Annotated in this window: 19 protein-coding genes; 15 read left to right on the top strand and 4 right to left on the bottom strand. The window is 69.2% G+C overall.

Features of this window, described 5'->3' with window-relative positions; all coding sequences use genetic code 11:
• Positions 1-110: 110 nt before the first annotated feature.
• Genes PGB34_RS09260 through PGB34_RS09250 form a run of 3 tightly spaced genes read left to right on the top strand, consistent with a single transcriptional unit; the run spans position 111 to position 3,685 of the window.
• The gene (locus tag PGB34_RS09260) at positions 111-2,204 is read left to right on the top strand and encodes a TonB-dependent siderophore receptor (RefSeq protein ID WP_271427801.1); all 2,094 of its coding nucleotides are present in this window, start codon (positions 111-113) and stop codon (positions 2,202-2,204) included.
• 33 nt (positions 2,205-2,237) lie between these two features.
• Positions 2,238-3,461, top strand: a complete 1,224-nt coding sequence (locus PGB34_RS09255) for a PepSY-associated TM helix domain-containing protein (RefSeq protein WP_271428246.1) — start codon at positions 2,238-2,240, stop codon at positions 3,459-3,461.
• Positions 3,458-3,685: a hypothetical protein gene (locus tag PGB34_RS09250; RefSeq protein WP_271427800.1), complete on the top strand. Its 228-nt coding sequence runs from the start codon at positions 3,458-3,460 to the stop codon at positions 3,683-3,685. Before PGB34_RS09255 ends, PGB34_RS09250 begins: the two co-directional genes overlap by 4 nt.
• 104 nt (positions 3,686-3,789) lie before the next feature.
• Here the strand turns inward: PGB34_RS09250 and PGB34_RS09245 are convergent, their stop codons facing one another.
• Positions 3,790-6,870 (bottom strand): Rne/Rng family ribonuclease, encoded by a 3,081-nt coding sequence (locus PGB34_RS09245; protein WP_271427799.1) that lies wholly within the window; start codon positions 6,868-6,870, stop codon positions 3,790-3,792.
• Positions 6,871-7,447: 577 nt separating this feature from the next.
• On the opposite strand from PGB34_RS09245, the gene PGB34_RS09240 reads away from it, so the two are divergent.
• Genes PGB34_RS09240 through PGB34_RS09225 form a run of 4 tightly spaced genes read left to right on the top strand, consistent with a single transcriptional unit; the run spans position 7,448 to position 10,652 of the window.
• Positions 7,448-8,488: an RluA family pseudouridine synthase gene (locus PGB34_RS09240; protein ID WP_408647869.1), complete on the top strand. Its 1,041-nt coding sequence runs from the start codon at positions 7,448-7,450 to the stop codon at positions 8,486-8,488.
• A complete protein-coding gene (locus PGB34_RS09235) occupies positions 8,472-9,152 on the top strand; it encodes an HAD family hydrolase (RefSeq protein ID WP_271427797.1) in 681 nt (226 codons plus the stop codon). The genes PGB34_RS09240 and PGB34_RS09235 overlap by 17 nt, the downstream gene beginning before the upstream one ends.
• Positions 9,153-9,195: 43 nt before the next feature.
• A complete protein-coding gene (locus tag PGB34_RS09230) occupies positions 9,196-9,576 on the top strand; it encodes a Rieske (2Fe-2S) protein (RefSeq protein ID WP_271427796.1) in 381 nt (126 codons plus the stop codon).
• 29 nt (positions 9,577-9,605) lie between these two features.
• The gene (locus PGB34_RS09225) at positions 9,606-10,652 is read left to right on the top strand and encodes a S49 family peptidase (RefSeq protein WP_271427795.1); all 1,047 of its coding nucleotides are present in this window, start codon (positions 9,606-9,608) and stop codon (positions 10,650-10,652) included.
• A gap of 7 nt (positions 10,653-10,659) precedes the next feature.
• Here PGB34_RS09225 and PGB34_RS09220 read toward each other — a convergent pair whose 3' ends face one another.
• Genes PGB34_RS09220 through PGB34_RS09210 form a run of 3 tightly spaced genes read right to left on the bottom strand, consistent with a single transcriptional unit; the run spans position 10,660 to position 13,215 of the window.
• On the bottom strand, positions 10,660-11,805 hold the full coding sequence (locus PGB34_RS09220; RefSeq protein ID WP_271427794.1) for an MFS transporter: 1,146 nt from the start codon (positions 11,803-11,805) through the stop codon (positions 10,660-10,662).
• Positions 11,806-11,856: 51 nt separating this feature from the next.
• On the bottom strand, positions 11,857-12,624 hold the full coding sequence (locus PGB34_RS09215) for an SAM-dependent methyltransferase (protein ID WP_271427793.1): 768 nt from the start codon (positions 12,622-12,624) through the stop codon (positions 11,857-11,859).
• Between the two features lie 9 nt (positions 12,625-12,633).
• Positions 12,634-13,215 (bottom strand): Maf family nucleotide pyrophosphatase, encoded by a 582-nt coding sequence (locus PGB34_RS09210; RefSeq protein WP_271427792.1) that lies wholly within the window; start codon positions 13,213-13,215, stop codon positions 12,634-12,636.
• A 97-nt stretch (positions 13,216-13,312) separates the two neighbouring features.
• Between PGB34_RS09210 and PGB34_RS09205 the strand changes: the two genes are divergently transcribed.
• The 8 genes from PGB34_RS09205 (at position 13,313) to fabF (ending at position 19,963) form a co-directional block, all read left to right on the top strand.
• Positions 13,313-13,867: a YceD family protein gene (locus PGB34_RS09205; protein ID WP_271427791.1), complete on the top strand. Its 555-nt coding sequence runs from the start codon at positions 13,313-13,315 to the stop codon at positions 13,865-13,867.
• A 285-nt stretch (positions 13,868-14,152) separates the two neighbouring features.
• Positions 14,153-14,335 carry a 50S ribosomal protein L32 gene (gene rpmF, locus PGB34_RS09200; protein WP_271427790.1) on the top strand — a complete coding sequence of 61 codons (183 nt, stop codon included), beginning with the start codon at positions 14,153-14,155 and terminating at the stop codon, positions 14,333-14,335.
• Positions 14,336-14,396: 61 nt separating this feature from the next.
• Positions 14,397-15,497: a phosphate acyltransferase PlsX gene (gene plsX, locus PGB34_RS09195; RefSeq protein ID WP_271427789.1), complete on the top strand. Its 1,101-nt coding sequence runs from the start codon at positions 14,397-14,399 to the stop codon at positions 15,495-15,497.
• Positions 15,497-16,474 (top strand): beta-ketoacyl-ACP synthase III, encoded by a 978-nt coding sequence (locus PGB34_RS09190; RefSeq protein ID WP_271427788.1) that lies wholly within the window; start codon positions 15,497-15,499, stop codon positions 16,472-16,474. The genes plsX and PGB34_RS09190 overlap by 1 nt, the downstream gene beginning before the upstream one ends.
• Positions 16,475-16,546: 72 nt before the next feature.
• A complete protein-coding gene (gene fabD / locus PGB34_RS09185; protein WP_271427787.1) occupies positions 16,547-17,500 on the top strand; it encodes an ACP S-malonyltransferase in 954 nt (317 codons plus the stop codon).
• A 17-nt stretch (positions 17,501-17,517) separates the two neighbouring features.
• On the top strand, positions 17,518-18,264 hold the full coding sequence (gene fabG, locus PGB34_RS09180; protein WP_271427786.1) for a 3-oxoacyl-ACP reductase FabG: 747 nt from the start codon (positions 17,518-17,520) through the stop codon (positions 18,262-18,264).
• Positions 18,265-18,367: 103 nt separating this feature from the next.
• Positions 18,368-18,607, top strand: coding sequence for an acyl carrier protein (acpP, locus tag PGB34_RS09175; RefSeq protein WP_066117603.1), 240 nt, complete (start codon positions 18,368-18,370; stop codon positions 18,605-18,607).
• 111 nt (positions 18,608-18,718) lie between these two features.
• Positions 18,719-19,963 (top strand): beta-ketoacyl-ACP synthase II, encoded by a 1,245-nt coding sequence (fabF, locus tag PGB34_RS09170; RefSeq protein WP_271427785.1) that lies wholly within the window; start codon positions 18,719-18,721, stop codon positions 19,961-19,963.
• Positions 19,964-19,989: the final 26 nt, after the last annotated feature.

The following is a 19,989-nucleotide window of genomic DNA, read 5'->3' as shown; positions in this document are numbered from 1 at the left end:
GCACGGGCGAGATATTTGATAATGAGAACGGTTTTCGTTCATATTCAATCAAAGCTCGCCCATCCATGCCTGTCACGCACCCGATGCCTTTGCGATACCGCTGCCTTGCCATGGCCGCCGCGTTGAGCGCTGCCGCAACACCCGTCGCCGCGCAGACCGCCGAGCCTGCCGTGCCGCCGGAGAACACCCTTCCGGTGATCCGCGTGGGCGCCGAGGCCGAGCGCGAAACCGCCACCTCGCCCGTGATCGGCTACCGCGCGCGCAACGCCGCGACCGCCACCAAGACCGACACGCCGCTGGCCGAGACGCCGCAGTCGGTGACGGTGGTCACGCGCGACCAGATCACGGACCAGGGCGCAACCACCCTGCAGGATGCGTTGACCTATGCGGCCGGCGTGCGCTCCGATGGCTACGGCCTGGATTCGCGTGCCGACAGCTTCATGGTGCGCGGCAGCGAACCCTCGATGTACCTCGACGGGCTGCAGATGTATTCCTCCGGCTGGTACACCGCGACCGCGCGTCCCGACCCGTACACGCTGGAGCGGCTCGAAGTGCTGCGCGGCCCGGCCGGCATGCTGTTCGGCGCCGGCACCGCCGCCGGTGTGCTCAACATGGTCAGCAAGCGTCCGCAGCCGGTGGCCGCGCGCGAGGTGGGCGTGCAGTTCGGCTCCTGGGGGCGCAAGCAGATCCAGGCCGACCTGACCGGCCCGCTGACGGCCGACGGCACCTGGTCGTACCGCCTGGTGGCACTGCACCGCAAGGCCGACACGCAGGTGGACCATGTGCCGGACGATCGCTCGCTGATCATGCCCTCGCTCACGTGGCAGCCCAGCGCGGCCACCTCGCTGACGCTGCAGGGGCTGTGGCAGGAGGACCGCACCGGCAGCACCGCGCAGTTCTTCCCCTGGCAGGGCACGATCCTGCCGAACGTCAATGGCCCGCTGCCCAGCAGCCGCTTCATCGGCGAGCCCGGCGACGGCTACGACACTGACCGCAAGACCTTCGGCTGGCTCTTCGAGCACCGCTTCAACGACCGGTGGACCTTCCGCCAGAACGCGCGCATGGCGCACACGTTCAACGACTCGCACTACCACTGGGGCGATTTCTTCTCCATCACGGGCGGCTGGGGCGCAGACCCCGCGGGCCAGCGCCTGCTCGGCCGCTACAACGACAAGGCCCTGACCTGGACGCGCATCGGCAGCATCGACAACCACGTGCAGGGCACCCTGGACACCGGCCCCGTGCGCCACACGCTGCTGCTGGGCGCGGAATACTCGCGCCAGCGCCAGGACAAGCGCCAGGGCTCGGTGGCCAGCGTCATCGACGCCTATGCGCCGCTTTATGGCTTCGGCCATGTGCCGGTGCTCGAGCTGAGCGACCAGCCCCGCACCACGCAGCGCAACGCCGGCGTCTACGTGCAGGACCAGATGAAGTGGGGCAACTGGGCCTTTGTGGCCGGCCTGCGCCATGACCGCAGCACGGCCGGCACGGCGGGCGGCGCCTCCGAGACGACCACGGCCACGACGCGGCGCCTGGGCGCGATGTACATGCTGCCTTCGGGCTGGTCGCCGTACCTGAGCTACACCGAATCCTTCACGCCGCTGGCCGGCACCGATGCCGGCGGCCGCCTGTTCAAGCCGCTGCGCGGCGAGCAGTGGGAAGCGGGCGTGAAGTACCAGCCGGCCGGCTCGGCCACCAGCTTCACCGCCTCGGTGTACTCGCTCGAAGAAAAGAACCGCGTGGTCTCGGACAGCACCAATCCGAACTACGGCCGCCAGCTCGACATGACCAAGAACAAGGGCCTGGAACTCGAGCTCAAGACCACGCTGGCGCGCGACTTCGACCTGATCGCCCACTACAACTACATCGATGCCGACGCCAAGCTCGGCGGCATGCCCGGCAGTCAGGCTGCGGTGTGGGGCAAGTACCGCTTCGCCGTCGCGGGCATGCCGGGCTTCTCGGCCGGCGCCGGGGTGCGCTACATGAGCGCATTCCGCGACGGCATCGGCGCCGCGGCGGGCCCGCGTGTACCCTCGGTGGCCCTGCTCGACCTGATGCTGGCCTACGAGTCCGACCAGTGGCGCCTGGCCCTGAACGTCAACAACGCCACCGACAAGGTGTACTTCAGCACCTGCCTGGCCCGTGGCGACTGCTGGTGGGGCGCCCGCCGCAACGTGGTGGCCAGTGCAACCTACAAATTCTGAGCGACACCCTTTCGTGAGATTCCGGCCATGGCCCTGACCACCCACGCCATCAAGACCTGGACCTGGGTCCACAAATGGAGCAGCCTGGTCTGCACCGTCTTCATGCTGCTGCTGTGCCTGACGGGCCTGCCGCTGATCTTCCACCACGAGATCGGGCACCTGCTGGGCACCGAAGTGGAAGCGCCGAAGATGGCGCCCGGCATCCCGCACCAGAGCCTGGACCGCATCCTCGACGTGGCGCGGGCGAAGCACCCCGAGCGCGTGGTGCAGTTCGCATCGCTGAGCGAGGACGACGAGAACCTCTGGTTCGTGACGCTCACGCCCACACCCGCGCCCACCGACGACTTCCGCTCGGTGGCGGTGGACGCGCGCACCGCCCAGGCGCTGCCCACGCCGCGCTTCGACGAGGGCTTCATGTGGGTGATGTTCAAGCTGCATGTGGACCTGTTCGCAGGCCTGCCGGGCAAGCTCTTCCTGGGGCTGATGGGCCTGCTGCTGCTGGTGGCCATCGTCAGCGGCGTGGTGCTCTACAGCCCCTTCATGCGCAAGCTCGACTTCGCCACCGTGCGGCGCGACCGACGCCCGCGCCTGAAGTGGCTGGACCTGCACAACCTGCTGGGCATCGTCACCCTGGTGTGGTTTTTCGTGGTCGGCGCCACCGGCATGATCAACACCTGGGCCGACCTGCTCATCAAGTACTGGCAGTACGACCAGCTCAGCACCCTGCTGGCGCCCTACAAGGACCAGCCCACGGTGCCCGTGGCCGAGCGCGCATCGCTGCAGCAGTCGCTGCAGGTCGCGCACCAGCAGGCGCCCGGCAACCGGCTTTCGTTCATCGCCTTTCCGGGCACGGCCTTTTCCAGCCCGCACCACCACACCTTCTTCCTCAAGGGCAACACGCCACTGACCTCGCGCCTGCTGCAGCCCGTGCTGGTGGATGCCCGGACGGCCGAGGTGACGGCCGCGCCCAAGCTGCCCTGGTACCTGACGGCGCTGCTGGTGTCGCAGCCGCTGCACTTCGGCGACTACGGCGGCATGCCCATGCAGATCCTCTGGGCGGTGCTGGACATCGCCACCATCGTGGTGCTGGGCAGTGGGCTTTATCTGTGGCTCAAGAAGGGCAATCCGGTGAATGAGCACCGGCGCCCGCCTGCCCCTGCCGCGCCGGTGCCTGGCGTGGGGCTGTCGCCACCATTGGCCGCACGCCGCGAAGCCCAGATGCGTGAGGGTGATGCCCTTGAGGGCCGCAGTGCATGAGCGGCGTTGAAATCCGCAAGCGGGAGGCCGCGCGCCCGCATCAAGCCGCGCGCAGCGCCTTCTGGCGCCTGTGGGGCTGGCCGCTGCTGCTGGGCCTGCTGACGCTGGTGGGCCTGAGCACGGCCCTGTTCAGCGATGCAGGCGTGGGTGACTGGCTGGCCTGGGTGTGCCTGGGCGTTCCCGCGCTGGGCTGCGTGTGGTGGGGGTGGCTGCGACGGGGCTGAGCCCCGATCCGTGGAGCGCGCAAAGAACAACGCCCCGATGCCGGTCCTGGCATCGGGGCGTTGTGCCATCCGGCCGGCGCCGCCAGATGGCGGCGCGGCGGTGCTCAGACCCGCGCGGCGGGAGCCTCGTCGCTGCGCACGTTGGGCAGCTCCATGCGGCCCAGGTCCTGGCGCGTTTCCACCAGTTCGAGCGCGCCTTCGTCGATCACGATCAGCGGCGGGCGCTGGCGCGGCACATGCACCGGTGCGGGCTCGGCCGCGATGGCGGCGCGCACCTGCGCCACGCGCTCGGCGTTCGAGTTCACCCATTCCAGCTGCGCGCTTTCGGCGATGGCATTGAGGTCCTGCACGGGCAGTTCGAAGGCCTGCACGCGGGGCAGTCCGCTGCGCGTGGCGGCGGGCGCCGATGCAGCCACCGGGGCTGCAGTTGCCTGCGTCACCACCGGCTCGGCCGCACCCACGGGCGCCACCGGTGCCGGCTCCACACGGGCCGGGGCCTCGCTGGCCACGGCGCTCGGGCTGTCCTGCGGCTCGGCAACCTGGGCGGCGGCGGCCTGCACGCTCACCGGCGGCTGGGCCGCCATGGAGTCGGCCACCGCCAGTGCGGCAGCAGCGCCTTCCTGCTCATCGCCGCGCGCATCGCGGTCTTCACGGCCTTCGCGACCTTCACGCGGGCCGCGCTCACCGCGCTCGCGCCGGTCACGGCCATAGCGGTCACGCGAACGGCCGCGGCGCGGCTCTTCGTCGCCACGGGTGCCGGCTGCTTCGGCGCCATTGAACTCCTGAGGTTCAGCCGCACCGTCGTTCAGGTTGCCTTCGGCATCGGCGGCCAGGGGGCGGGCGCGGCCTTCACCGCGTTCGCCGCGCTCACCACGTTCTTCACGCGGCGCACGGCCTTCGTCGTCCTGGCGACGTTCGCCCGAACCACGGCGCGAGCGTGAACCTTCACGGCCCTCACGAGCTTCGCCATGGCCCTCGCGCGCTTCGGCGTTGAAGCCGTTGCTGCTGCTGCTGTTGTTGTCGTCCTGCAGTGCTTCGCCGGCCGGCAGGGCTTCAAGGTTTTCACGGCGTTCGCCACGCGGGCGGCGTTCGCCCGCTTCGCGTGGTGCGCGATTCGGGTCGCGATCACCTTCACCACGTCCACCTTCGCGGCGGCCTTCGCCATTGCCACGGCCGCGGCGCTCACCGCGTTCGCCGTCACGGCGCTCGCCACGTTCACCGCGTTCGCTGCCTTCGACACGACGCTCATCACGGCGTTCACCGCCACGCTCAGCGCGTTCACCATCACGACGCTCGCCGCGTTCACCGCGCTCGCCATCACGGCGTTCACCGCCACGGCCACGACCACCACGTCCTTCACGGCGCGGTGCGCGGGCTTCGTCGGCCGCCGGTGCTGCCGCAGGGGCGGGCGCAGCCACGGGCGCCGGCGCGTTGCTGCTGCTGCCGCCGAACAGGCTCTTGATCCAGCCCAGGATGCCGCCCTGCGCGGGCGCGGGTGCGGGCGCCGCCACGGGCGCGGGGGCGACGGCCGGGGCCGGCGCGGCTTCGGCCCTGGGGGCGCGAGGCTCGGGCTGCGGCGGCGGCGAATCGGGCACCACCAGGCCCTTGATCACGGGCGTCTGGCGGTTGGTGGGCTCCTGCGAGCGGCGCGTGATGCCTTCCTGCTCGTCGAAGTCCTCGGCCATGGTGTAGCTGGCGCGCAGCTGGTCCAGGCGCGGGTCGTCGTGCTTGAGGCGCTCCAGGCGGTAGTTGGGCGTCTCCAGCGTCTTGTTGGGCACCATCAGCACGCTCACGCGCTGCTTGATCTCGATCTTGGCGATCTCGGTGCGCTTCTCGTTGAGCAGGAAGGAGGCCACTTCCACCGGCACCTGCGTGTGCACGGCGGCCGTGTTGTCCTTCATGGACTCTTCCTGAATGATGCGCAGGATCTGCAGCGCGCTCGATTCGGTGTCGCGGATGTGGCCCGAGCCGCCGCAGCGCGGGCAGGGGATGGACGCGCCTTCGCTGAGCGCGGGCTTGAGGCGCTGGCGGCTCATCTCGAGCAGGCCGAACTTGCTGATGGAGCCGAACTGCAGGCGCGCACGGTCCTGCTTGAGGGCGTTCTTCAGGCGCTCTTCGACCTCGCGGCGGTTCTTCGACTCATCCATGTCGATGAAGTCGATTACCACCAGGCCGCCGATGTCGCGCAGGCGCAGCTGGCGCGCCACTTCGTCGGCGGCTTCCAGGTTGGTGCGGGTGGCGGTTTCCTCGATGTCGCTGCCCTTGATGGCGCGCGCCGAGTTGACGTCGATGGACACCAGCGCTTCGGTGTGGTCGATCACGATGGCGCCGCCGCTGGGCAGCTGCACCGTGCGGGCGTAGGCCGATTCGATCTGATGCTCGATCTGGAAGCGGCTGAACAGCGCCGCGTCGTCGCGGTAGCGCTTGATCTTGGCTGCATGCTCAGGCATCACGTACTGCATGAACTGCTTGGCCTGCTCGTAGATGTTGTCCTCGTCGATCAGGACATCACCCATCTTCTCGTCGAAGTAGTCGCGGATCGCGCGGATGACGAGCGAGGATTCCTGGTAGATCAGGAAGGCGCCCTTGCCGCTGCTGGCGCTTTCGATGGCGGTCCAGAGCTTGAGCAGGTAGCTCAGGTCCCACTGCAGTTCCTTGGCCGAGCGCTCGATGCCTGCCGTGCGCACGATGATGCTCATGCCCTTGGGGTAGTCGAGCTGGTCCAGCGCTTCCTTGAGCTCGGCGCGCTTCTCGCCCTCGATGCGCCGGCTCACACCGCCGCCGCGCGGGTTGTTGGGCATCAGCACCACATAGCGGCCGGCCAGGCTGATGAAGGTGGTCAGGGCTGCGCCCTTGTTGCCACGTTCTTCCTTCTCCACCTGCACCAGGATTTCCTGGCCTTCCTTGATCGCATCCTGGATGCGGGCCGAGCTGGCGGAAACGCCTTCGGCGAAGTACTGCTTGGAGATTTCCTTGAACGGCAGGAAGCCGTGGCGTTCTTCGCCATAGTTGACGAAGCAGGCTTCCAGCGAAGGCTCGACGCGCGTGACGACGGCCTTGTAGATGTTGCCCTTGCGCTGTTCGCGCCCTTCGATCTCGATTTCATAGTCGAGGAGCTTTTGCCCGTCGACGATGGCCAGGCGGCGTTCTTCGGCCTGCGTGGCGTTGATCAGCATCCGCTTCATGGGAGTGCGTGTCCTTTTGGTTGTCTCGTACTGGCCCGATGGGGGCCCACGATGCGCGGACGACGCAGCGAAACGACGGGGGAATGGCCGTGGCACTCCGCAAGGCGTTCGTAGGAGGGGCAGTCAGCCGCCCCACCTGCGGTCGGGCTCAGCCCGCTGGCCAGGGGGTGGGTGGCGCGAGGATGGGGGCGAGGCCGATGCCGCGTCGAGGCCAAGCGGCCGGCCCTCGTGGGGCGGGGCGGTCGGTCTTGACGCTGGCGGTCGTGGCTTCAATGCCCTGCGGCGCGGGCATCAGCCAGCGCAGGCACATTTGAATCAGCCACATCAGCACAGCAGGGGCACTCGCTTGTATCCACCGATCAGCGCACCGATTGGGGCGCCGGTCGGCTTGGGGTATTCCGTGTCGGGGTTTCGTCTGTGTCGGCCAGACCCTTGGGTGCTTTCCGGTGCCGGGCGCGGATGCGCGGGGCTTGGGGTGGCACTGCCGGGGCGGCATCGACCTGCCAGGGCTTAGTTGGGTGCTCTAAACTTCTCGTTCAAATCAAGCACTTACACAGGCGCGCTGGTGAAAAACATTATAGGTGCGAAGCCGCAGGCATCGGCGGCAGGTCGCACACCTTCGTCCGGTGAGGTGCAATTCCTGACCGTGGACGAGGAGTCCGCCGGTCAGCGACTGGACAACTTCCTGTTCCGCATGCTCAAGGGCGTGCCCAAGACCCATGTCTACCGGATCATCCGCTCGGGCGAGGTGCGGCTGAACAAGGGCCGCGTGCAGGCCGACACGCGCGTGGCCGCGGGCGACCTGCTGCGCCTGCCGCCCGTGCGCGTGAGCGCCGCCGCACCGGCACCGGCGGCGCCGCCGCGCGGCTTCGATCTGCTGCACGAAGACGAAGCGCTGCTGGCCATCAACAAGCCGGCCGGCGTGGCGGTGCATGGCGGCAGCGGCCTGAGCTTCGGCGTGATCGAGCAGCTGCGCGCCGCGCGGCCCACGGCCCGCTTCCTCGAACTGGTGCACCGGCTGGACCGCGAGACCTCGGGCGTGCTGCTGGTGGCCAAGAAACGCAGCGCGCTCACGGCGCTGCAGGCCCAGTTCCGCACGCGCGAGACCGGCAAGACCTACCTGGCGCTGGTGGAGGGCGACTGGCCCGCGCGCCTGAAGGTGCTGGACGCGCCGCTGGCGCGCTACCTGCTGCCGCCCCAGCCCGGGCAGGCCGAGGGCGAGCGCCGCGTCAAGGTCGTGGACAAGGACCACCCCGACGCCCTGCGCGCGCTGACTTTGGTGCGCGTGCTCGCGCGTGTCACGCTGGCCGGCGATGATCAGCCCATGAGCCTGCTGGCCGTCACCATCAAGACCGGGCGCACGCACCAGATCCGCGTGCACCTGTCTTCGGCCGGCCACCCCATCGTGGGCGATGACAAATACGGCGACTTCGAGCGCCGCCGCGCGCTGACGCAACTGGGCGTCAGGCGCATGTTCCTGCATGCCTGGCGCCTGCGCTTGACGCATCCGGCCACGGGCCAGCCGCTGGCGCTGCAGGCCGATCTTCCTTCCGAGCTGGCGGCGCTGCTGCCGCCGGCCGCACTGCAATCCCTTGCCGACCATGACCCTTCCGCCTGATGCGGCGCGCGCGCGCCGCTTTGACCTGATTGCCTTCGACTGGGATGGCACGCTGTACGACTCCACGGCGCTGATCGTGCGCTGCATCCAGTCGGCCGTGGTCGACGTGGGCGGGCGCCGCCCCACCGACCACGACGCGGCCTGGGTCATCGGCCTGGGCCTGGCCGAGGCCCTGGCCAAGGCCGCACCCGACGTGCCACCGGCCAGGTACCCCGAACTGGGCGCGCGCTACCGCTACCACTTCCTGGCCCATCAGGACGACCTGGTGCTCTTCGACGGCGTGCTGCCCATGCTCGACGCCTTGCGTGCGCGCGGCCACAAGCTGGCCGTGGCCACGGGCAAGTCGCGCCGCGGGCTGGACCTGGCGCTGGACACCGTGGCCCTGCGCGAACGCTTCGATGCCTCGCGCACCGCCGACGAGACCTTCGGCAAGCCGCATCCGCGCATGCTGCTGGAGTTGATGGAAGAGCTGCAGGTGCCGGCCGAGCGCACGCTGATGATCGGCGACACCACGCACGACCTGCAGCTGGCCCTCAATGCCGGTTGCGCCAGCGTCGGGGTGAGCTACGGCGCCCACACGCCCGAAGGCTTCGCGCCGCTGTCGCCCCTGCACGTGGCGCATTCGGTGCCCGATCTTTCGGCCTGGCTGCAGGCCCACGCCTGAGAAGCAGGAAGCCATGCTGCCCAGCCCCCCGCCACCCCGGCCCATGCCTGAGGAGGACAGGGGCCCCGCCGTGGCCCTGTGCCATTCGCGCGATCTGGTCGAGGGCGGCCGCGCCGTGCCCTTCGATGTGGTCTACGGCGGACAGAGCTGCCGCGCCTTCGCCATCCGCTTCGAGGGCCGCGCGCATGCCTACCTGAACCGCTGCACCCACGTGGCGATGGAGATGGACTACCAGGAAAACCGCTTCTTCGACGACAGCGGCCAGTGGCTTCTGTGCGCCACCCATGGCGCGGCCTACCGGCCCGACAGCGGCGAGTGCGCCGGCGGCCCCTGCCGAGGCGGCCTGGTCAAGATCCCCCTGAGCGAGCAGGACGGCGTGGTGCACTGGCATACTGCCTGGAACCTGCAGCCCCTGCAGTTCTAGCCGCCACACGGGCGGCCATCGATTCCCCCATGAGCGACCCTGACCGACGCGAGCCCGCGGGCTTCGGCCCCGATCCGCTTCCCACGCCGGCTGCGCCGGCGCCTTTCACCGCACCTGCATCCCCTGTGAACAACGACCCCACCTCCAAGCCCGGCTGGGAGCGCGCCACGCTCGAGAAGCTGGCCTTCGCCGCAATCAAGGAACAACGCGCCGCGCGCCGCTGGAAGACCTTCGTGCGTCTGGCCTGGCTGGCCTTTTTCGTGGCGCTGGTCTGGCTGGGTCTCTCGCGCGCGCCCAGCACCACGGTGAACACCACGCCGCACACGGCGGTGGTCGAGATCGAGGGCGCCATCGCCGGCGATTCGGATGTCAGCGCCGAGCACATCGTGGCCGCCATGCGCAGCGCCTTCGAGGACGCGGGCTCCAAGGGCGTGGTGCTGCTCATCAACTCGCCCGGCGGCAGCCCCGTGCAGGCCGGCATCATCCATGACGAGATCAAGCGCCTGCGCGCCAAGCACAACAAGCCGGTGTATGTGGTGGTGGAAGAAAGCTGCGCCTCGGCGGCCTACTACATCGCGGCGGCGGCCGACGAGATCTTCGTCGACAAGGCCAGCCTGGTGGGCAGCATCGGCGTGCTGATGGACGGCTTCGGCTTCACCGGCACCATGGAAAAGCTGGGGGTGGAACGCCGCCTGATGACCTCGGGCGAGAACAAGGGCTTCCTGGACCCGTTCAGCCCCGTGAGCGAAGCCCAGCGCGCGCATGCGCAGCAGATGCTCGACCAGATCCACGCCCAGTTCATCGACGTGGTGAAAAAGGGCCGCGGCGATCGCCTGAAGGCCGACACGCCGGGCCTGTTCAGCGGCTTGTTCTGGACCGGCCAGCAGGCCGTGGAACTGGGCCTGGCCGACAAGCTGGGCAGCGTTGAATTCGTGGCCCGCGACGTGCTCAAGGCCGAGGAAATCATCGACTACACGCGCCGCGAAAACGTGGCAGAGCGCCTGGCCAAGCGCTTCGGCGCGGCTGCGGGCGCGGCCACGGTGCGCGCGCTGCAGTCCACGCCCGCGGTGCGCTGAGCGGTGTTCAGGCGCGCGCGTGCCTGGCCGAGACGGCCAGTGCCAGCGCGAACAGCACCACCACGCCCAGTGCCAGCGTCAGCGAACTGACGCGCGCGACCAGCCCGATCAGCGGCGGGCCGGCCATGAAGCCCAGGTAGGCCGCAGCAGAAACAGCCGCAATGCCGCGAGCCGGCTCGATGCCCGGCACGCGCGCCGCGGCGGCGAACAGCACCGGCACCACGTTGGCAAAGCCGATGCCCACGCCGGCACAGCCGGCCAGCGCGATCCAGGGTGAATCGGTCAGCAGCACCAGCGTCATGGCCGCGGCGGCGAGCAACGCGCTGCCGCGTACCAGCACCGCGGCGTCGAAGCGCGCACGCAGCGCATCGCCGCCGAAACGCGCAGCCGCCATCGCGGCCGAGAAGCTGGCGTAGGCCAGCGCCGCCTGCTCCTGCGGGCTGCCCAGTTCCTGCTGCAGGTACAGCACGCTCCAGTCGTACATGGCGCCTTCGGCGATCAGCCCCAGCGCGGCCAGCACGCCCAGCACCACCAGCGCGCCGCGGGGCAGGCGAAAGCCCTCCTGGGTGGCCGCCGACTGCGTGTGGCGCGCCGGCAGCATCCAGTGGCCCAGGCCCCCGATGGCTGCGGCCACCAGCAGCGCCACCGCCAGCAGATGCGCGGTGGCCCCGAGGCCGGCCGCCAGCGCGGCGCTGCCACTCATGGCGCCCACCATGCCGCCCAGGCTGAACATCCCGTGCATGCCGCTCATCAGCGGCTGGCCTTGCAGCAGTTCGATCTGCGCGGCTTCGGTGTTGATGGCCACGTCGAACACGCTGGTGACCACGCCGAAGACCGCCAGCAGCGCCAGCAGGCCTGCGTAGCCGGGCATGGCCAGCAGCCCCGCCAGCAGCAGGGCGTAGACCGCCCCGCTCAGGCGGGCGCAGGGGCCGGCGCCGAAGCGCGCGATCCAGCGGCTGGCGCGCGTGAGGCCGAACAGGGCGCCGAAGCCGGCCGCCAGCATGGCCAGGCCCAGCGTGGCTTCGTCCAGCCCGTAGTGCGCCTTGACGGTAGGGATGTGGACGCCCCAGGTCGCAAAGATGAAGCCCGAGCAGAAGAACTGGTTGCGTGCGGCCCAGCGGGTCGCGGTGTGCAGGGAAGCGGAGGTGTTCAAGTCAGAAGGGAAAAGGAAGTGCGCATGCAGGCGCGAAAAAAGGCGATCGCGTCAGGCACCGATGGCAAAGACCGTGGGCAGCCGGTGATGCGTGGGCGCCGGCCGGCGGCGCCAGCCCTGGATGCTGTCGCTGAGGATGCTGGCCTGCGCCAGGGTCAGCCCGGCGGCTTCGGCCAGCCGGGTGCCGGGCTGCAGGGTGGCCAGCAGCGCGTCATGTACGGCGGCGTTGCGATAAGGCGTTTCGATGAACAACTGGGTCTGTCCCGTGCGCAGGGCCAGGGCTTCAAGCTCGCGGATGCGCTGCTGGCGCGCGGACGCATCCTGCGGCAGATAGCCCACGAAGGCGAAGTTCTGGCCATTGAGGCCGCTGGCGGCCAGCGCCAGCAGCAGCGAGACCGGCCCCACCAGCGGCACCACCGCAGCGCCCATGGCGTGCGCGGCCCGCACCACTGCGCTGCCGGGGTCGGCCACCGCGGGCATGCCGGCTTCGCTGATCAGGCCCATGTCCTGCCCCGCCGCCAGCGGCGCCAGCAGCGTGCGCGCATCGAAGGGCGCGGCGCCGGCACTGCCCGCGTGGTCGCCTTTCTTGTGCACCGCGCGCGGCAGTTCCTGAATGATCTGGGCCTGCAGCGGCGCGGCCAGCGGCACCACGACGTCGATGCGCTTGAGCACGGCGCGCGCGCTCTTGGCGTTTTCGCAGATCCAGTGCGTGAGCCCCGCGGCCGCGGCCAGCGTGGCGTGCGGCAACACGTCGGCGATGGGGGTCTGGGTCTCGCAGCCGAAATCCAGCGGCGCGGGAACGAGGTAGAGCGTGGCCATCGTGCCCGTTCAGAGCAGGGCGATGCCGGCCGCGCGCAGCATGCGGCAGGTGCGGATCAGCGGCAGGCCCACCAGCGCCGTGGGGTCGTCGCTGTCGATGGCGTCGAGCAGCGCGATGCCCAGGCCTTCGCTCTTGGCGCTGCCGGCGCAGTCGTAGGGCTGCTCGGCGCGCAGGTACTGCTCGATGGCGGCATCGCTGAGTTCGCGGAACACCACGCGCACGGGCGCCAGGTCCTGCTGGACGAAACAGCTGGCTTCGCAGACCACCGCCAGCGCCGTCTGGAACACCAGCGTGCGCCCGCGCATGCGCTGCAACTGAGCCACCGCGCGCGCATGGTCGCCGGGCTTGCCCAGGGCCTCGCCGTCCAGGTCGGCCACCTGGTCCGAACCGATCACCACCGCCTCGGGAAAGCGCCGGGCCACCGCGCGGGCCTTGGCCAGGGCCAGGCGCGCGGCCAGCGCGGCCGGCGCCTCGCCGGGCAGGGGGCTTTCATCGACTTCGGGTGCGTGGACTTCGAAGGGCATCTGCAGGCGCTCCATCAGGCCGCGGCGGTAGCGCGAGGTGGAGCCAAGGATCACGGTTCTTTGCATGGCGCGCATTTTCGTCGCGCACCGTGACGCGCGCGGGCCGTGTGGCTGTCCTGCGATGCGGGGCCGGGCTGGGCCCGCTGGCGCGTAGACTGCCCCCATGAAAAAGGATTTCGATGCCAGCCGCCTGGATGTGGCGGCCTTTGCGCAGGCGGGCGCGCTGCTGGAGGCCAGCGAGCCCCTGCGCGCCTTCGAGCGGCTGCAGGCCGAGGCCGCCAGCAGCGACCTGCCTTCGGGCGTGCAGTGGCGCGCGCAGGGCGAGTGGCGCAGCGACAGTGGCGGCGCGGCCACGCCCTGGCTGCATGTGCAGGCCGAGGCCACCCTCCCGCTGACCTGCCAGCGCTGCCTGCAGCCCCTGGCTGCGGAGCTGCAGGCGCAGCGCTGGTTCCGTTTCGTGGCCGACGAGGAAACCGCGGCCCTGGAGGACGAGGATGCCGAGGAGGACGTGCTGGTGATCAGCAAGAGCTTCGACCTGCGTGAGCTGGTCGAGGACGAATTGCTGATGGAGATGCCGGTGGCTCCGCGCCATGCGCATTGCCCGACCGAAGTGCCCATGTCGGTTCAGGATGAGGATTTCGAAGCCGCGCAGGCCGAGCGCCCCAATCCCTTTGCCGCGCTGGCGCAGCTCAAGAAAAAGCCCGGCGGACCGGGCTGACCGGTCGTGCGTCAGCAGGGGCTGGCGCCCCCGTCCCCACTCGGCATATAATCGTGGGCTTCGCGCGCGCCTGCCGGCTCGCAGGACTTCCAGCAAAGGCATTGCGCAGTCACTCGTTGCAGCGCAGGCCCGGAAGGTCTTCACAGGGGCAGGTCCGGTGCCAAAGGCGGGGCCAGCCCCGATCTGCCGGCCGAAGCCGTGTCCATTCGTGGGCAGGGCGGGGCCGGATCGATGAGCGGTCGCGCGGCACCCACTCACTCTTTACCGAATTAGCAGGAGCCGATCATGGCCGTTCAGCAAAACAAGAAGTCGCCCTCCAAGCGTGGCATGCACCGTTCGCACAACGCACTGGGCACGCCCGGCATCGCCGTAGAACCCACCACCGGCGAAACGCATCTGCGTCACCACATCAGCCCCAACGGTTTCTACCGTGGCCGCAAGGTTCTGAAGACCAAGGCTGAAGCCTGATCCAGTCCTTTCAAGGCCGAGGCCCGAGCTACCTCCTTTGTAGCTGCGGGCCTTTGTTTTGATGAGTCTCGACCTTTCTTCTTCAGATTCCGCGCCCACGCCGGCTGGCATCACGCTGGCGGTGGACTGCATGGGTGGTGACCACGGGCCGGGCGTGACGCTGTCGGCCTGCCGCGCCTTCCTGGAGCGCCACCCCGACGCGCGCCTCGTGCTGGTGGGCAGGCTCGAGGCGCTGGCCGCCTTCTCGCATCCGCGCGCCACTGTGGTGGCCGCGAGCGAAGTGGTGGGCATGGACGATCCGGTCGAGATCGCCTTGCGCAAGAAGAAGGATTCTTCGATGCGCGTGGCCATCCAGCAGGTCAAGGATGGCGCTGCGCAGGCCGCCATTTCTGCAGGCAACACCGGCGCGCTGATGGCCATCGCGCGCTATCTGCTCAAAACCCTCGAAGGCATCGACCGGCCGGCCATCGCCCCGCAACTGCCCAACGGCAAGGGCGGCGCCACCACGGTGCTGGACCTGGGCGCCAACGTGGATTGCGACGCCGAAGACCTGCTGCAGTTCGCCGTGCTGGGCTCGGCCCTGGTGTCTGCGCTCACGGGCAACGAAACGCCCACGGTGGGCCTGCTCAATGTGGGCGAAGAAGCCATCAAGGGCAGCGAAACCATCAAGAAAGCCAGCCTGCTGCTGCAGGAAGCCGGGCGCGCGGGCGCACTGAACTTCCACGGCAACGTGGAAGGCAACGACATCTTCAAGGGCACCACGGAGATCGTGGTGTGCGACGGTTTCGTCGGCAACATCGCGCTCAAGGCGACCGAAGGCGTGGCGTCCATGATCGTGGACTTCATGCGCCAGGAGTTCTCGCGCGGGGTGCTGAGCAAGCTGGCGGCCGTGGTGGCCTACCCGGTGCTCAAGGCGCTCAAGGGCCGGCTGGATCACCGCCGCTACAACGGCGCCGCGCTGTTGGGCCTGCGCGGCCTGGTGTTCAAGAGCCACGGCTCGGCCGACGAGTGGGCTTTCGGCCATGCCCTGGATCGGGCTTATGATGCCGCCCGCAACAACCTGCTTGACCGCGTGCAAGAGCGCATCGCGCGAGCCGCGCCTCTGCTGGCGCGCTCGGCGCCAGTGCCCGCTCCCGAAGCCGCGGCAGCCACGCATCCCTGATGACCCTCTTTTCCCGCATCACCGGCACCGGCAGCCATCTGCCCGAGCGCCGAGTGACCAACGACGATCTGGCCCGCGAACTGGCGCAGCGCGGCATCGAGACCTCCGATGAGTGGATCGTCGAACGCACGGGCATTCGCGCGCGCCACTTCGCCGCGCCTGATGTGACCAGCAGCGATCTGGCGCTACCGGCCTGCCGCCAGGCGCTGGAAGCCGCCGGTCGCCGGGCCAGCGAGGTGGACCTGATCATCGTCGCGACCTCGACGCCGGACATGGTCTTCCCTTCGTCGGCCGCCATCCTGCAGAACAAGCTGGGCATTGCCGGCTGCCCGGCCTTCGACGTGCAGGCCGTGTGCAGCGGTTTCGTCTATGCGCTGACCGTGGCCGACGCCATGATCCGCACCGGCGGCGCCAGATGCGCGCTGGTGGTGGGCGCAGAGGTCTTCTCGCGCATCCTCGATTTCAACGACCGCACCACCTGCGTGCTGTTCGGCGATGGCGCCGGCGCCGTGGTGCTGGAAGCCAGCGACACGCCCGGCATCCTGGCCAGCGACCTGCATGCGGACGGCTCGCACGTGGGCATTCTGTGCACGCCTGGCCATGTGTCGGGTGGGCAGGTGCTGGGCAGCCCCCTGCTCAAGATGGACGGTCAGGCCGTGTTCAAGCTGGCCGTGCGCGTGCTCGAAGACGCGGCGCGGGCCACGCTGGCCAAGGCCGGCAAGACCGACGCCGACATCGACTGGCTGATCCCGCACCAGGCCAACATCCGCATCATGCAGGGCACGGCCAAGAAGCTGAAGCTGCCGCTGGACAAGCTGATCGTGACCGTGGACGAGCATGGCAACACCTCGGCCGCCTCCATTCCGCTGGCGCTGGACGCGGCGGTGCGCAGCGGTCGCGTGAACAAGGGTGACACTGTCATGCTCGAGGGCGTGGGCGGCGGCTTCACCTGGGGCGCGGTGCTGCTGACGCTGTAGTGGCAGCGGCTGCGGGGCGCGTCGCCGCCGCGGCCGATCGGCTTCTTCCTGCTTGTAGGAGACACACACACGATGACTTCCTTTGCTTTTGTCTTTCCCGGCCAGGGCTCGCAGGCCGTCGGCATGCTCGATGCCTGGGGCGACCATCCGGCCGTGCGCGAGGCGCTGGCCGAGGCCTCCGAAGCGCTGGGCGAGGACGTGGCCAAGCTGATCCATGAAGGCCCCAAGGAAGCGCTGGCGCTGACCACCAACACGCAGCCCGTGATGCTGGTCGCCGCCGTGGCCGCCTGGCGTGCCTGGCGTGCCGAAGGCGGCGCGCTGCCGGCCATCGTGGCCGGCCATTCGCTGGGCGAGTATTCGGCCCTGGTCGCTTCGGGCGTGCTGACGCTGGCACAGGCGGCGCCGCTGGTGCGCTTCCGCGCCCAGGCCATGCAGGAAGCCGTGCCCGTGGGCACCGGCGCCATGGCGGCCGTGCTGGGCATGGCGGCCGATCAGGTCAAGGCAGGCTGCGCCGAGGTGACGGCCAGTTTTGGCGCCGGCAGCGCCGAGGTGGTCGAGGCCGTGAACTTCAACGATCCGATGCAGACCGTGATCGCGGGCAGCAAGGCGGCCGTGGACAAGGCCTGCGAGGTGCTCAAGGCGCAGGGCGCCAAGCGTGCGCTGCTGCTGCCGGTGTCGGCACCGTTCCATTCGAGCCTGATGAAGCCGGCGGCCGAGGCGCTGCGCGCGCGCCTGGCCACGCTGGAGCTGGCCGCGCCGCAGATCCCGGTGCTCAACAACATCGACGTGGCGACCGAGACCGACCCTGCGCGCATCCGCGAGGCGCTGGTGCGTCAGGCGGCGGGCCCTGTGCGCTGGGTCGAAAGCATGCAGGCCCTGCAGGCCCGGGGCGTGGGCGCGATCATCGAATGCGGGCCGGGCAAGGTGCTGGCCGGCATGGCCAAGCGCATCGCGCCCGAGCTGGGCAACGGCGCCATCTTCGACCCGGCTTCGCTGGCGCAGACGCGCGAGCTGCTGGCGGCCTGAACCCAAAGAGCACAGTCATGAGCGACAACACGAACATCGCAGGCCAGGTGGCCCTGGTCACGGGCGCCACGCGCGGCATCGGCGCGGCGATTGCGCTGGCCCTGGCCCAGCGCGGCTACAAGGTCATCGGCACCGGCACCACGGCCGACGGCGCTGCCAAGATCACGCAGGCGCTGGCTGCCCACGGCGGGGAAGGCCGCGTGCTCAACGTCACCGACGGCGCCGCCGTCGAGGCGCTGGTGGACGAAGTCTCCAAGGCCCACGGCGGCCTGCAGGTGCTGGTGAACAACGCCGGCATCACGCGCGACATGCTGGCCATGCGCCTGAAGGATGAAGACTGGGACGCGGTCATCGACACCAACCTCAAGGCCGTGTTCCGCCTCTCGCGGGCCGTGATCCGCCCGATGATGAAGCAGCGTTTCGGTCGCATCATCAGCATCACCAGCGTGGTGGGCGCCTCGGGCAACCCGGGCCAGGCCAACTACGCGGCAGCCAAGGCCGGCGTGGCCGGCATGACGCGTGCACTGGCGCGCGAACTGGGCAGCCGCGGCATCACCGTCAACTGCATCGCCCCGGGTTTCATTGCCACGGACATGACCGCCGCCCTGCCCGAAGCGCAGCACCAGGCGCTGCTGGCCTCCATTCCGCTGGGCCATCTGGGCAAGCCCGAGGACATCGCCCATGCGGTGGCCTACCTGGCTTCCCCCGAGGCCGGCTACGTGACGGGGCAGGAGCTGCACGTCAACGGCGGCATGTACATGTAATCGGGCGCCGCCGCCAACTTTCGCCACGCCGGGCCTTGGGCCAAATGCCCTCGGCGGCCCGGCTAAAATCCACAGATTCTTTACCACCCTCAGAGGGAACCAAATGAGCGATATCGAAGCACGTGTCAAGAAAATCATCGCCGAGCAACTCGGCGTGGAAGAGTCGCAAGTGACCAACGAGAAGGCTTTCGTGGCCGACCTGGGCGCCGACTCGCTGGACACGGTCGAACTCGTGATGGCCCTGGAAGACGAATTCGGCATCGAGATCCCCGACGAAGACGCGGAGAAGATCACGACGGTGCAGAACGCGATCGACTACGCCACCAAGAACCAGAAGGCCTGATCGCAGCAGGGCGGCTGGCCTGCCCCTGTCTGCCAGAGCTGTCTGCGGCGCCCACCTGGCGTCCGGCAGATTCTTCCCACGACCTCCTTCCTCCTTGAAAGGTTTGCCGGCATGAGCTCACGCCGCGTTGTCGTGACCGGCCTCGGTTGCATCTCCCCGGTCGGAAACACCGTTGCCGACAGCTGGACGAACTTGCTCGCGGGCAAGTCGGGCATCGAGACTGTCACGCGCTTTGATGCCAGCAATCTGTCCTGCCGCTTCGCCGGCCAGGTCCGGGATTTCGACATCACGCAGTACATCACCGAGAAGGAAGCGCGTCATATGGACCGCTTCATCCATCTCGGCCTGGCTGCAGGCATTCAGGCCGTTCAGGACGCAGGCTTGCCCACGGGCGATGCGCTGAGTCCTGAGCAGGCATTTCGCATTGGCTGCAACATCGGCTCCGGCATCGGCGGCCTGCCGCTGATCGAAGAGACCCATGGCGAGATGACGGCGCGTGGACCGCGACGCATCTCTCCGTTCTTCGTGCCCGCCTCGATCATCAACATGATCTCCGGGCACCTGTCCATAAAGTACGGCTTCACGGGGCCGAACATCGCCATCGTGACGGCCTGCACGACGGGTCTTCATGCCATCGGCATGTCGGCGCGGATGATCCAGGCCGGCGATGCCGACGTGATGGTGGCTGGCGGTGCCGAATCCACCGTGTCGCCGCTGGGCATGGGCGGCTTCGCGGCCGCGCGCGCCCTGAGCACGCGCAACGACGATCCGGCCACGGCCTCCCGCCCCTGGGACAAGGACCGCGACGGCTTCGTGCTGGGCGAGGGCGCAGGCGTGCTGGTGCTCGAGGAGTACGAGCATGCCAAGGCGCGCGGCGCCAAGATCTATGCCGAGCTGTCGGGCTTCGGCATGAGTGCCGACGCCTTCCACATGACGGCGCCCAACGTGGACGGCCCGCGCCGTTCCATGGAAGCGGCGCTGCGCAATGCGGGCGTCAATGCCGATGAGGTGCACTACCTCAATGCGCATGGCACCTCGACGCCGCTGGGCGACCTGAACGAAACCAATGCCATCAAGAACGCCTTTGGCGCCCATGCGAAGAAGCTGGTCGTGAACTCCACCAAGTCCATGACCGGTCACCTGCTGGGTGGCGCGGGCGGCATCGAGTCGGTGTTCACGGTGCTCGCGCTGCATGAGCAGAAGAGCCCGCCGACCATCAACATCTTCAACCAGGACCCGGAATGCGACCTGGACTACTGCGCCAACGAGGCGCGGGACATGAAGATCGACGTGGCCGTGAAGAACAACTTCGGCTTTGGCGGCACCAACGGCACCCTGGTGTTCCGGCGCGTTTGAGCCCGAGCGCCTGTCTGTTGGATTCG

Origin of the sequence: Xenophilus arseniciresistens, from assembly GCF_028023875.1 — a bacterium.
In the GTDB taxonomy this organism is placed as follows: domain Bacteria; phylum Pseudomonadota; class Gammaproteobacteria; order Burkholderiales; family Burkholderiaceae_C; genus Xenophilus; species Xenophilus arseniciresistens.
This window is presented reverse-complemented; position numbering and strand designations above follow the sequence as displayed.

Bases quoted from the DNA above. Each gene is read 5' to 3' on its own strand.
- fabD (WP_271427787.1), top strand. From the start codon at position 16,547: ATGACTTCCTTTGCTTTTGTCTTTCCCGGCCAGGGCTCGCAGGCCGTC.
- PGB34_RS09190 (WP_271427788.1), top strand. From the start codon at position 15,497: ATGACCCTCTTTTCCCGCATCACCGGCACCGGCAGCCATCTGCCCGAG.
- plsX (WP_271427789.1), top strand. From the start codon at position 14,397: ATGAGTCTCGACCTTTCTTCTTCAGATTCCGCGCCCACGCCGGCTGGC.
- PGB34_RS09260 (WP_271427801.1), top strand. From the start codon at position 111: ATGGCCGCCGCGTTGAGCGCTGCCGCAACACCCGTCGCCGCGCAGACC.
- PGB34_RS09215 (WP_271427793.1), bottom strand. From the start codon at position 12,624: ATGGCCACGCTCTACCTCGTTCCCGCGCCGCTGGATTTCGGCTGCGAG.
- PGB34_RS09210 (WP_271427792.1), bottom strand. From the start codon at position 13,215: ATGCAAAGAACCGTGATCCTTGGCTCCACCTCGCGCTACCGCCGCGGC.
- PGB34_RS09230 (WP_271427796.1), top strand. From the start codon at position 9,196: ATGCCTGAGGAGGACAGGGGCCCCGCCGTGGCCCTGTGCCATTCGCGC.
- fabG (WP_271427786.1), top strand. From the start codon at position 17,518: ATGAGCGACAACACGAACATCGCAGGCCAGGTGGCCCTGGTCACGGGC.
- PGB34_RS09245 (WP_271427799.1), bottom strand. From the start codon at position 6,870: ATGAAGCGGATGCTGATCAACGCCACGCAGGCCGAAGAACGCCGCCTG.
- fabF (WP_271427785.1), top strand. From the start codon at position 18,719: ATGAGCTCACGCCGCGTTGTCGTGACCGGCCTCGGTTGCATCTCCCCG.
- PGB34_RS09225 (WP_271427795.1), top strand. From the start codon at position 9,606: ATGAGCGACCCTGACCGACGCGAGCCCGCGGGCTTCGGCCCCGATCCG.
- PGB34_RS09235 (WP_271427797.1), top strand. From the start codon at position 8,472: ATGACCCTTCCGCCTGATGCGGCGCGCGCGCGCCGCTTTGACCTGATT.
- acpP (WP_066117603.1), top strand. From the start codon at position 18,368: ATGAGCGATATCGAAGCACGTGTCAAGAAAATCATCGCCGAGCAACTC.
- PGB34_RS09205 (WP_271427791.1), top strand. From the start codon at position 13,313: ATGAAAAAGGATTTCGATGCCAGCCGCCTGGATGTGGCGGCCTTTGCG.
- rpmF (WP_271427790.1), top strand. From the start codon at position 14,153: ATGGCCGTTCAGCAAAACAAGAAGTCGCCCTCCAAGCGTGGCATGCAC.
- PGB34_RS09250 (WP_271427800.1), top strand. From the start codon at position 3,458: ATGAGCGGCGTTGAAATCCGCAAGCGGGAGGCCGCGCGCCCGCATCAA.